This window comes from Paenibacillus sp. FSL H7-0331 (assembly GCF_001956045.1).
Genome location: NZ_MRTH01000034.1, coordinates 43,300 through 55,735, shown reverse-complemented (window position 1 = coordinate 55,735; position 12,436 = coordinate 43,300). Strand labels below are relative to the sequence as shown.

Here is a 12,436-nt window from a genome sequence, read left to right as displayed (position 1 = left end):
ATCAAATTAAGTAGGTGTTTCATGAAAATTACGAGTGTAGACGTATTCCCTTTAAAAATCAAGAATGGTCCGGTGTATTTGGGAACCTCCATCGGCCAATCCGATGAAAGCGATTACTACATCCGTCCTGAATACCGCTCCATCTATTCACGCAATCTGGAAACGCTGCTGGTCAAGATTACAACAGACAGCGGCATATATGGCTGGGGAGAAGCACTGGCCCCCGTTGGGCCGGAGATTGCCGGGGAAATTATCGAACGGCTGTTTAAGAATTTCCTGATCGGGCAGGACCCGCGGGACATCGATGTGATCTGGAGCAGGCTCTACGATTCCATGCGGGAGAGGGGCTACTTCACCGGGTTCATGGTCGACGCCCTGACCGCCGTCGATGTGGCACTGTGGGATATTCTCGGCAAGTCCGTACAACTGCCCGTGTATCAGCTGCTGGGCGGCGCTTACCGTCGGGAAATACCAGCTTATGTATCCGGCATTCCGAAGCAGACGCAGGAAGAACGTATTGAACTGGCACTCGAATGGAAGTCGAAGGGGTTTACGGCAATCAAGCTGCATCTTGGGTTCGGGGTACATGAGGATGCCGAAATTGCCGCTTACATGCGTGAAGCGCTCGGACCTCGATTTCGTCTGATGGTTGATGCACACTGGCAATATTCTGTTCCCGAAGCGATCCGGTTAGGCCGGGCGCTGGAGCGATTAAACATTGAATTTTTGGAGGCGCCGACCGCACCAGAGGATATCGAAGGAACGGCTGAAATTACAAGAGCTTTGGACATAGCTATTGCCATCGGGGAGGCCAAACGCACACGCTATCAATTCAAGGACCGCTTGCTGAAGCGGGCAGCTGACATCTATCAACCCGACATCGGGCGCACGGGCATTACCGAAGCGCGGAAAATCGCCAACTTGGCCGATGCGTTCAATATTCCTATCGCTCCTCATCTGAGTGTCGGTCAAGGCATCTGTATTGCTGCGACTTTGCATCTCAGTGCCGCGATCTCCAATCTGCTCATTGTGGAGTATCAACCTACGGTGATGACAGCGGCCAACTCTCTGCTTGTCCGACCGCTCATATGTGAGCAGGGACGTTATCTGCTGCCGGAAGGCCCAGGGCTTGGCGTGGATATTGACGAGGAACAGCTGAGAAAGCATATGAGCGCATAGAAGCCTGCAAGCAGAACTTTCTGACTAAATGAAACATATGGAGGTTATGACTATGAGTCAACAAGTGAAATTAGAAGGCGTTTATCCAATTCTGGCAACACCCTTTACTGAACAAGGGGAGGTGGACGAGAATAGTCTGCGTGAGCTTGTACGCTTTCAGCTTCATGCCAAAGTCGACGGTATTGCTCTGTTCGGCATGGCCAGCGAAATGTATACGCTGCTCGATGAAGAAAAGGCGAGAATCGCTGAAATTGTCGTCGATGAAGTCAAAGGCCAAGTTCCGCTCGTCTTCGGCAGCGGTCATACGGGGCTAGAAGTTGCCGTTCAACTAAGCAAACGTGCGGAGAAACAGGGGGCCGATGCGCTCATGGTACTCCCCCCTTACATGGCCAAGCCGGACGGCAAGCGGCTGTACGATTATTTTGCCGCCATTGCCAAAGCCGTGACGATCCCGATCATGATCCAGGACGCACCGCTCGCAAGCGGTGTGAATATGCCTGCTGTCCTGCTCGCCCGTTTGTCCAAGGAATTCGAGAACATCGCTTACGTGAAGGTTGAGGCCCCGCCAACAACTTTGAAGGTTACCGAGGTGCTGGAGCAGTCCGAAGGCCGGCTGACGGTATTCGGAGGAATGAACGGACTTTATTTTTATGAGGAGCTGGGTCGTGGCGCTGTAGGTACGATGCCTGCCTGCGAATTTCCGGAGGTTTGTGTGCGGATTTATCAGGCCTTCAGATCCGGTGATCTGGACACCGCACGCCAAACTTTTTATCAGTATTTGCCGTTCATGCGAATCGGTACGCTCCCTGGTTTTGCGATGGCTGTCCATAAGGAAATACTCCGGACAGGTGGCGTAATCGAGTCTGCCTATGTCCGCAATCCAAATGCACCAATCGACGAACGTATCCGTCAGGAAGCCTTGGATACACTGAAAGATCTCGACCTTCTGGCGCTGCGCTGGCATGAGGTGAAGGCGGCGCGTTAGAGTGCATGTAAGACTTGTCTCCTTTTTATAAGCTCTAAGGCATTCTACTGAGTTAGCTTTATTCCGTAACCATCGGCTTGTCGCATGTACCGTTTCCGCTAAACCAGATCCTCGGGTCAGGTTTAGCGGCATATTGAAATGCGCTTCACATTGTTTTAAGTAACCCGAAGTTTCTGGCTGGCCTCTTCATATGTATATGTAGAAAAATTTGATTTTGATTTCCATTCGACTACACTGTAATAAAGAATTTTTATTTTACTGGTATATAAATATCAATTTCACCATCTTGACTTTCTAATGTATGAATATCATTCCAATATTCAATATCAATGGGTCTAACACCATACGTTTTGTTTATAAAATCATAAGTAGTACCGATCTGTGATTCTGCACCTTTATGTATAATTTTGATAAACCGCCCCGGAGACACAGTATGAGTTATCATACCAGTAGGAATCTCACCATAAGATTTCACTTCGAAGGCGACCACATGTTGAAATGGCACATGGGGAGTCCATTGACCGTCATGAGGATAAATTTGAATTAAAAAAACTCCTGGACCTTTTCTGTTTTCTATTTCAATCATTCGATTCGTCAAGTCCTCGCGTAATGTTCTTACAATCTTCGTTTCTAAAACATTGTTTAGACTTTCAGTTATTGAAAAACCAACCAACTTGATCTCTTCTTTTTCCACAGTATCGACATGATAAGTTTTCATTTTAATCTCCTCTCCCTCATATGTAAAATATATCCATTTAAATATTAACGAATATACGTTCGTTTGTACCATACTCAATCAAAATTTCAAATGGCAGACCTACGCCTCGCATTGTATCACACTGCACCAATTACCGGATGGGGAACATACGGCTCTTCCAGCGATGCAATTTCTTCAGGTGTTAACATAATCGAAACAGCGGCTACTGCATCTTCGAGATTAGATATTTGGGTAGCTCCGATAATGGGAGCTGTTATTGGTTCTTTCTGCAACAACCAGGCAAGTGCGATTTGAGCGCGAGGAACGCCACGTTTTTCTGCGATTGCTGCCACACGCTCCACAATCAATCGATCCGTATTTGCCGTCGCATCGTATTTAGATTTCTGAACTTGATCGGTTTCGGAACGATAGGTTGTTTCCGACCAATCACGAGTCAATCTTCCTGATGCGAGCGGGCTATATGGAATCACACCGATTTTTTCTTCCTTACAAAGAGGCAGCATCTCCCTCTCCTCTTCACGGTATATGAGGTTTAAATGATTCTGCATCGACACAAACCGGGTCCACCCATTTTTTTCAGCTACATGTAATGCCTTCAGGAACTGCCATGCGTACATGGCAGAAGCACCAATGTATCTTGCCTTACCAGCCTTCACAACATCATGCAAGGCTTCCATCGTTTCTTCAATAGGAGTATTGTAATCCCAGCGATGGATTTGATACAGGTCTACATAATCTGTTCCCAATCTCCTAAGACTCTTATCTATTTCACTCATGATTGCCTTTCGGGAAAGACCAGCACCATTTGGACCTTGATGCATACGGAAATGTACCTTTGTCGCGAGGACAATTTCATCACGATTGGCATAATCCTTTAGAACCCGGCCAACAATTTCCTCGCTTGTTCCGTCTGCATACACATTCGCTGTATCAAAAAAATTGATACCAAGCTCCAAAGCTTTTTTTATAATAGGACGACTGCGCTCCTCATCTAGTACCCAAGGATGAACCCACCGTTCTGCTACGCCAAAGCTCATACAGCCAAGACAAATCCGAGATACATCCAATCCAGTATTTCCAAGTTTCACATATTCCATTTGATTGTTCCTCACTTTCTACTAGATATTGTTTCCTTCATAAGGATACAATTCTCCCTACTCTCCATCATCCTCTTGGTTTAATTCAAAGTCAAAAATATTGTAGTTTTTTTTCGAGGAGGACTTACAGGTGTAAAACATCTGAAACAATGTGGTATGTCCGTGGAAGACATCAAAACCTATATAGACCTGTGTTTGGAGAGTTTTTCTACCATTCAGGAACAATGGACCACCTACAGCAAATGATCGACAGTTGCAAAGTCATCTAATTTAAAAATCCCATCCTGACAACTTACTTTTGTTATTGAACACTCGGAGACCAAATAGCTTTGCTCTGCAAGAAAATTAGGGTGTCTCTTTCGCAATTCCTCCTCGGTGATTACATTTACCAAGAAATCTGTTATCAGACCACCGTGTGTAACAACGATGATGCTATCCTGTGAATGTTCAACTGACAATTCCAATAAGCACAAAGCTAAACGCTCACCTGCTTTCCTTGCAGAATCGCCTGCTGGTGGTGAAAAGTCTCTATCCTGTACGCATCGTTCCCACATCTCAACAAACTCCTCAAATGTTTGTCCAGGTACATCTCCCCAGTTGGCACGCTCTCGCAAACGAATATCCTCTGCAATTGTTGTCTTTGTTTCTTTTGCGATGAACATGGCTGTCTGCTTAGCCCTTTTAAGGGGACTACTCACGATTTTATTAATCGCTATTTCACGAAAATGGTGTGCAGTCGCTTGAGCTTCCAATATGCCTTCGGACGATATAGCGACATCTCCAATCCCCTTTTCTTTTTTAGCATGTCTGACAAGGTAGAAATCAGTGGTCATTTCACGGCCTCCTACGATTTATTTTAATCATATGTATTCGATGTAAGTGTGTTTTAATATTGGTCTAATTAGTCGGTCATTTAATTATACTTGTTTCTCCACTGTCAGCGCCATGTGATGTTTAATTAAAAAGAATTTTTCATCCAAAAATAACTGTCCGTTACGTCTGGCATACAAACTTAGGAAGATGATTATGAAGGCTGTAACTTATCAAGGTGCAAGGAACGCATTGCGAACTATCGAGCCAGTGGTCTTACGTCGGCTGCGTGGTGCAGACCGGGAAACCGGAAACGTCGAAGAGAGATAGGGCTTTGCTCCTCCCATGCTTTCGCCCTTCCGGAGGCATTTTGAACCTATCGATTCAAATTGGGAACAAATGAAAGGAGACCCGTAACCACCGGATCTCCTTTTTCCATTTTCTCAAAACATCCTAAATCATTTAATTAATATGATGACCGAAACTGCCAGAAAGGCAGGTAAGCTGATATTCTTCAGTTTAACTCGCTGAATTATACTAAAGTCGTGGAACGGCTGAGCCAATCACTGAACCGCGTCGTAGTGATGCGCGCATTGTCGCTCGGGACGAGAGATTGATCGTCTAGCTCTGCGCCGAAGTAGCGCGCGTTGACATCTGCAACCACCTGACGTGTATCCTGTATTGCGCTCAAGTATTGTCGGACGAGTTCGTCGAGATGTAGCCTTTCGGGACCAGCTAACTCGACAATACCATTCACTGGTGCCTCGAGTGTGAAGTCGACCATCGCCGTAGCAACATCATCCGAAACGATAGGCTGCACAAAAACAGACGGCAATCGAACGGTTTGTCCTTCGGTGGCCGTATAGGCAATGCCGTTGACGAACTCGAAGAACTGCGTTGCACGAACGATGGTATAGGGAATCTTGGAAGCTCTGATCAGGTTTTCTTGGGCCATCTTCGCACGGAAATAACCACTCTGGAGAAGGCGTTCAGTGCCAACAACCGACAGCGCAACGTGATGTTTCACTCCAGCAGCCGCTTCAGCGGCAAGAAGATTTCGACCCGATGTCTCGAAGAACTCCAATACTGCTTTGTCATCAAACGAAGGCGAGTTCGCCACGTCGACGACAACCTGAGCACCACTAAGCGCTTCAGTCAGCCCCTCAGTAGTAATGGTATTGACGCCTAAGGATGGTGATGCTGCCACTACCTCGTGGCCAAGATTACGAAGGTTGTTAGCGAGTTTTGTTCCAATGAGCCCACTACCACCAATAACTACTATTTTCATGTTGATCCTCCCAGTTTTTAGCCCGTAGTATACTGGCTAGAGATGTCTAAAGCCTTGTACTGTTTTTCTGTGACATTGTCATAGGATGTGCCGCCAAAACACTGACCACTTAGCAAAGATTCGCCGAAGATCCGGCTCATAAGCCATGCAGTAAGTCGCGCGAAGTGTGATTTGCATTGGTAATTGGTCAGCTCAGACCTGCTTTAGACAATCCAAAAGCTGCATCAGCCGAGCCCGGTACAGTTTTGAAGCCGACGTTTATACGGTTCCAAGCATTGATCGCCATAATCGAGAAGGTCAGATCCGAGATTTCTTTTTCAGACAATTGCCCGCGAACGCGATCATAAACGTCGTCGGGCACACCTTGTTCAGGTAGTTTGGTCAGAATCTCGGTCCATGCCAGTGCAGCCCGCTCGCGTGGAATAAACAGCGTCGATTCCCGCCAAATTGAGATGTGGTAAAGGCGAAGTTCGCTCTCGCCGTGGATTTTGGCCTGCTTGACGTGCATATCCAGGCAGAAACCGCACCCATTGATTTGCGAGGCCCTGATGTGAACAAGATCGAGGATCTTCTCTTCAATTACGCTGTCTTTCTCGGCGTTGCTGAATTCCATTAATTTTTTAAAAAGTTCTGGTGATTGCTGCATATAATTTACACGTTGTGCCATAACAGTACCTCCTGTGTATTTTTTTGACACTAATAAGACAACTGACGAGTTCAATGTGTGACATCCAACAGATTTCTATTTTATGGATAAATGCCTCCTCCCCATCAAACATCAAAATAACCTATCTGGCGCACAAATTTCCCTTTGAAGAAAAGAGCTCAAAGAGATGTATTTTGAATTCAGTTTAAGTGTTGTAATTTATCTGGATTCACTATAATGTAAATCCGCTGAATCGTCATTGATTCAGCGTCCCATTCAAAACAAATAACCCCCGTTGGTAGGCCATCTTTCGTTAACAATATCCCTTTTTGATCATTGACCTCGACTAGCTGGGCTTGTGATTCTGGAAATCGATTTAACGAAAGTACATTCAATAAGTCAAGCACACGTTCTTTGCTATATATTGGATTGGTAGCGGCGGACACCTTTCCTCCACCGTCGGCAATCAATATTACATCCTCTGTTAACAAGTCCACAAGTGATTGAATGTTGCCATTCGCCAGTGCAGAGATGAAGCGATTCACCAGTTCCTTTTCTTCAATGGGATGGGTTAATAACCATTCATTTTTTTCGGAGGACAACTCTACTTTTTTCTTGACACGACTGAATATTTTACGGCAATTGACTTCTGTTTTGTTAAACATTTCGCCAATTTCACTATGCTCATATGCAAAGACTTCCCTTAAAATAAACACAGCTCTTTCCAAAGGCGTAAGTTTTTCCATAAGAATAAGAAAGGCATAAGAAATCGTATCATGACGCTCGACGCTCTCAAAGGGACTATGTTCGATGAATTGCACGGTTGGTTCTGGAAGCCAATTACCTACGTAGCTTATTCTTTTTTTTCGCACAGATTTTAATTCGTTCAGACATCGATTGATCATCATTTTGCTTAAGTACGATTTGATATTAATAATATTATCATTTAGATATCCATGAACGCTTATAAACAAATCTTGAACCATATCCTCTGCATCTGATCTAGAACCAAGCATACGGTAAGCAATAGAAAATAAATGAGGCTTGTAGGTTTTATACAAATCTTCGATGTTAGCAATTGGTGGATTGTTTGTATGACTTTGCATAGTATACCCCCTTATTGTGACACTGATAAGACAATTGGCGAGGTCATTGTGTGACATAAATCAAAGTATTTTTTACAAGAACTCTGAATTCCTAGGGATATTATTATCATACCTCCAGCTATCTATAAAATTTTTATCACTATTTTAGTAATGATAAATAAACCTCTATAGATGTGGAGGTTTAGAGTGGAAACAATCGCTCAATTGGGCTTTTATAGTTTAGACTGGGGAATTTTTAAGGTAAATATAAAAAGTCCTTCCGCCGTAGGAGTGCGAAAGGACTTCTGACAGTCAAACACGTGGTGAGCTCTTGCGGTATTGCCAGGCTTGCAGCCAGACAGTTAAGCATTCATATTGTTGGCATACGAATTTTATTAACCTACCTTGGCACCATGAGAAAGCGAAAACAATACAGATTGCTCTCTATCCATTCTCATACCTGTAATGGTGAATGTTTTAAAATCCACGCCTTCCATTTTTGCCCCTCTTACATCAGTACCTTGTAACTTCGCTTTTGCCAGTATCGCCATAGTCAGATCACAATCTCTTAAATCGGCTTTTTCTAAATTTGCTGCTGACAAGTCTGCTTCATGAAATTTAACCCCACGCAAGTCCTGTTTAACTAATCGGGTATGTCTCAAATTGGTATATGACCAATCGCCTTGAAAAATAGTGATCCCATCCAAATTAGAGCCAGAAAAATCCGAACCTGTCATTTTACATATTTCAAATTTAGAAACAAACAGATTTGCTCCGTTAAAATTGCAATTCTCAAACGCGGATTCTTTATGAATAGAGCCATTTAACGATGCTCCACGAAAATCACACTCGATGAAACGGCAGTTACTGGATGTAATCTCCTCTAGTGATCCATTAGAAAAGAAGCAACGATTAAATGTACAACTTAGTAGCTCGCCGTACCTTAAATCTTGTGTGCCAAAGTTTACTCCTTCATATTTTTGATTACTATGCTGAAACATTAGATGCCCCCTATGTATGGTTATTAAGCTGCTTCGTCAATGTCAGATATACTTTTTTTAGTATAGCACACGGCTGTCAAGTACCTGTATGATCACAACTAAAAGTCAAGCGCTTTATTTTTTCGTATTTATTGTGGGATTGGGTCTTAGTACCGCCTGCAAACAAACGCCGATTTATGCACCATTTAATGCTAACATAGTTTTTTACTTCCGACATCTTTTATCAACATAGCGGTTGACAAGAACATTAGGGAATTCCCCCATAGGTTTTACAACAACAAAAATAAGGATGAAACATGCTCACCCTTAAATTTGTTGTTGTAGTATTCGTTATTATTGCTCCCGGGGTTGCCACACTCAATATAATGAACGCCAAGTGCATCAAGCTTACACACGATTTTTAATTTATCCTCTGCAGTGAAACTGACACCTTCTCTTTGTGTTCCATCACGAAGTATTGTATCAAATACGAAAATCATCTGATTGCTCATTTTAAATTCCCCAGTTTAATCTCCGTATAACACGTTGTGAGCACTTTCCTTCATTAGACTAGAAATATTATATGGGCAAAAAAATCATTATATCATCAGATGTTTATTGATACAAGAGTATAGCATACTTTTATTTGCCCAATAGTTTTATTCAAATTTTTCAATGGAATTCCTCTGCTTTATAGAGAAAGCGAAAAAGAGTACATTTTTTCTATGATAATCTAATTTTTAACTCGGTAGGTGCAGCTTCTTTGAATAATTCTTCACGATTTCCTGATAAGGGTGGATAAATTAGTTTTTGGTTAATGTACTGTTTGATTTTTTTGCCGTCTTCTCCTTGAGACTGGGGAACTCGATCCCAACCATTAGTAACAAGTGCTCCCCAAGGACCTAAATCAAGGCAGGTATTATAAATTTCTTGTTTGTATGGAATTCCTTCCAATCCAAGTAAATCGCTCACAACGTTATGTCCGGCAAATTTCCCCTGAGGTATTGCATGCTGACAAGTCATTAGTGCTACATGATTATCATCTGTTTTTGCTCGAGCGGTATCTCCAGCCGCAAAAACAGACGGCAAACCCTCTACTTTCAAACACGAATCGACGAGTAAACGCCCCAATACATCTTTTTCCACTGGTAAATCTGCCGCCAAAGGACTCGCCTTTACTCCTCCTGTCCAAATTGTTGTAAGTGCAACAAGACGTTCCCCAGAATCTAAAATTACTCCTTTTGAATCAATAGAAATAACTGTTTCATTAGTATGAATTTCAATATCCATATCAATTAAAGCCTGTTCAATAATGGGTCCTGGGTGTACTCCCAAATCTTGGCCTATGGTAGGATTTCTATCAATTAAGATAACTTTTACTTCTGATTCTTTATTTTCCTTCTTAGCAATCTCTTTTAAGCGAGAAGTCATTTCAGTTGCTATTTCAAGCCCGGTAAAACCAGCCCCAACTACAATCGTAGTATATTTACCCTCAACTTCAGGCAAATCAGGTAGACCATTAATATGCTTGTCAAGATGAATTGCATCTTTTATGGTATCAACAGTAAATGCATACTCCTTTAGTCCAGTGATCTCGGGAAGTAACAATTGACTACCGGCAGCAATGACTAGCCGATCATAGTTTAATTCAATCTGCTTTTCTGTTTGATTAATAATTATTTTTTGAGATTGGGTATCTATTCGTCCTACTTCTCCTTCAATCAAGCGAACCCCAACCGGTTCAAGTACTTGAATAAGAGGGATACGATAATTGTGTGGATCTTTTTCATAAAAGCGAGGACGCACACCAAAAAAAGAATCACGGTTAATTAAAACAACTTCAACTTCGTTTCCTTCGACTCTTAATTCATGTAATTTTCGTGCTGCACCTATAGCGCTCCACAATCCAGCAAAACCTCCACCAATAATAACAATTCGTTTCATTTGAATCCTCCTTGTATTGCGCTCCAAATTAAACCTCTCTGCTATAATCACTACCATCCTATAGCAAGATTTACTGCCTTTGTCATCGCCTCACTGATAATTTCTTCCGCTTTCTCTGGGTTAATTTCGTGGCCTTCCACATAAAGCGCTTCTAAGTCACTTATACCTACGATACTTAGAACCATTTTCAAATAAGGATGACTGTGATCCATTATCGCTGCGGGACCATGAGAGTAAATTCCACCACTTATTTGAATATGAATGGCTTTTTTATTATTCAAGTATCCAACTGGACCTTTCTCTGTATAATAAAAGGTTTTTCCAACCACTACAAAACTATCAATAAACGCTTTTAAACGTGGGGGAACTCCCCAGTTCCACATTGGGGAAACAAACACATATTTATCAGCGTGAACCACCCTATCTGCGAATTTGTTGAGAGCATTTATTTTTTCTTGTTCGATAAGGTTTAATTCAGCAAAATTCATATAATGCTTACGCATTTTTCTCCAAGCATTGAGTACATCTTCATCAACTGTTTGAAAATCTTCTTTGTATAAATCTATTTCGATAATTTCATCGTCTTTATGTGTTTCACGATAGGACTTAAGAAAACCCTGTCCAATTCTATGTCCTATAGAGTATTCGAATGAGTTGGGATTAGCTGTAATGTAAAGTATTTGTGCCATGATATCCTCCTGAACTTCTTTGATGACTAAATACCATTTCTGTGCTTATTTCGCTAATACAGTCTGATTCGCACGATTTTTGTGCATTCGATCAAGGACAAATCAGTCTGACGAAGCTGGGCATCGCCAGCCTTCGTCGCTCATAGGTTAAGGTGCCGAAGCTTGTCGGGGTTCCGCAAGATGTACATGTTGCGGATGCCGTCGGCTTCGATCTGGAAGCTGATGACCGCGTTATAACGATCGCCGATACTGCCTATGATCAGGCCGATAGTACCATTGATCCGCGCAGAACGAATTCGGGTTTGTCCGTCCATCTTTGAAGAAAGACCTAGCACGAACGCTGCGACGCGCGGTATCGTTCTGATTGGATGGGTCGCAGCGTGCACTTTACCTCCCCCATCGGTGTAAACAGTGATATCTTCGGTCAGCGTCGCGACAAGCGCCTGCATATTTCCCGTCGAGGCGGCATGAAGAAACCGATGAACGAGTTCCTCGGACTTCGCTTCGTCAGTCTGCGAAGTATCTGGCTCAGCTTGAATTTTCCGCTTCAGGCGGCTGTAAATTTTGCGGCAACCCAGCTCTGTCTTGCCAATCATATCCGCTATGTCGCGGTAATCGTAATCGAAAGCTTCTCGGAGAATGAAGACCGCGCGTTCGACTGGCGTGAGCTGATCAAGCAGAATAAGAAATGCATACGAGATTGTATCCTCCAGAATGATCGTCTGTAGAGGATCTTGTCCCGATTCGTTCGTATCATACTGAACGAGCGGTTCCGGCAACCACGGACCGACGTATACCTCTCTTTGCTTGCGAGCGGATTTCAGGAAGTCAAGGCAGCGGTTCGTGACGACTTTGCACAAATATGCTTTCAGATTGCGAACGTGATCGCCTTCTTCGTTCTCTTCCCACTTCCGGGCAATGAAAAATACATCCTGTACCAAATCTTCTGCGTCGGACACGGAACCCAGCATCCGATATGCGATGGACAGAAGCAGCGGCCGATGGCACAAGTACG

Annotated in this window: 12 protein-coding genes and 1 pseudogene; 2 read left to right on the top strand and 11 right to left on the bottom strand. The window is 43.3% G+C overall.

All coding sequences use genetic code 11. The features are described from left to right. The first annotated feature begins 21 nt into the window (after positions 1-21). Positions 22-1,179, top strand: coding sequence for a mandelate racemase/muconate lactonizing enzyme family protein (locus BK127_RS32275; protein WP_076236213.1), 1,158 nt, complete (start codon positions 22-24; stop codon positions 1,177-1,179). A 52-nt stretch (positions 1,180-1,231) separates the two neighbouring features. Further along, positions 1,232-2,164 carry a dihydrodipicolinate synthase family protein gene (locus BK127_RS32270; protein ID WP_076236212.1) on the top strand — a complete coding sequence of 311 codons (933 nt, stop codon included), beginning with the start codon at positions 1,232-1,234 and terminating at the stop codon, positions 2,162-2,164. A 250-nt stretch (positions 2,165-2,414) separates the two neighbouring features. On the opposite strand, the gene BK127_RS32265 is transcribed toward BK127_RS32270, so the two are convergent. From BK127_RS32265 to BK127_RS32210, 11 genes and pseudogenes are all read right to left on the bottom strand, one after another. Beyond that, positions 2,415-2,882, bottom strand: a complete 468-nt coding sequence (locus tag BK127_RS32265) for a GyrI-like domain-containing protein (protein WP_076236211.1) — start codon at positions 2,880-2,882, stop codon at positions 2,415-2,417. Between the two features lie 116 nt (positions 2,883-2,998). After that, on the bottom strand, positions 2,999-3,979 hold the full coding sequence (locus tag BK127_RS32260; RefSeq protein WP_076236210.1) for an aldo/keto reductase: 981 nt from the start codon (positions 3,977-3,979) through the stop codon (positions 2,999-3,001). Between the two features lie 233 nt (positions 3,980-4,212). Beyond that, positions 4,213-4,812: a histidine phosphatase family protein gene (locus BK127_RS32250; RefSeq protein ID WP_076236209.1), complete on the bottom strand. Its 600-nt coding sequence runs from the start codon at positions 4,810-4,812 to the stop codon at positions 4,213-4,215. Positions 4,813-5,321: 509 nt separating this feature from the next. Continuing rightward, complete coding sequence (locus BK127_RS32245; protein WP_076236208.1) at positions 5,322-6,077, bottom strand: SDR family oxidoreductase; 756 nt, start codon at positions 6,075-6,077, stop codon at positions 5,322-5,324. 187 nt (positions 6,078-6,264) lie between these two features. After that, entirely contained in the window at positions 6,265-6,744 is a 480-nt protein-coding gene (locus BK127_RS32240) for a carboxymuconolactone decarboxylase family protein (RefSeq protein WP_076236207.1), read from the bottom strand. 179 nt (positions 6,745-6,923) lie between these two features. Continuing rightward, positions 6,924-7,829 (bottom strand): RNA polymerase sigma-70 factor, encoded by a 906-nt coding sequence (locus BK127_RS32235; protein WP_076236206.1) that lies wholly within the window; start codon positions 7,827-7,829, stop codon positions 6,924-6,926. Between the two features lie 374 nt (positions 7,830-8,203). Further along, positions 8,204-8,809 carry a pentapeptide repeat-containing protein gene (locus BK127_RS32230; RefSeq protein ID WP_076236205.1) on the bottom strand — a complete coding sequence of 202 codons (606 nt, stop codon included), beginning with the start codon at positions 8,807-8,809 and terminating at the stop codon, positions 8,204-8,206. Positions 8,810-9,135: 326 nt separating this feature from the next. Next, positions 9,136-9,300: pseudogene (locus BK127_RS32225) on the bottom strand (citramalate synthase); the annotation flags it as partial. A gap of 211 nt (positions 9,301-9,511) precedes the next feature. Then, on the bottom strand, positions 9,512-10,732 hold the full coding sequence (locus BK127_RS32220) for an NAD(P)/FAD-dependent oxidoreductase (RefSeq protein ID WP_076236204.1): 1,221 nt from the start codon (positions 10,730-10,732) through the stop codon (positions 9,512-9,514). A 50-nt stretch (positions 10,733-10,782) separates the two neighbouring features. After that, on the bottom strand, positions 10,783-11,421 hold the full coding sequence (locus tag BK127_RS32215; protein WP_076236203.1) for an FMN-dependent NADH-azoreductase: 639 nt from the start codon (positions 11,419-11,421) through the stop codon (positions 10,783-10,785). Positions 11,422-11,561: 140 nt separating this feature from the next. Next, a complete protein-coding gene (locus tag BK127_RS32210; protein WP_256711545.1) occupies positions 11,562-12,431 on the bottom strand; it encodes an RNA polymerase sigma-70 factor in 870 nt (289 codons plus the stop codon). Between the last annotated feature and the right edge of the window lie 5 nt (positions 12,432-12,436).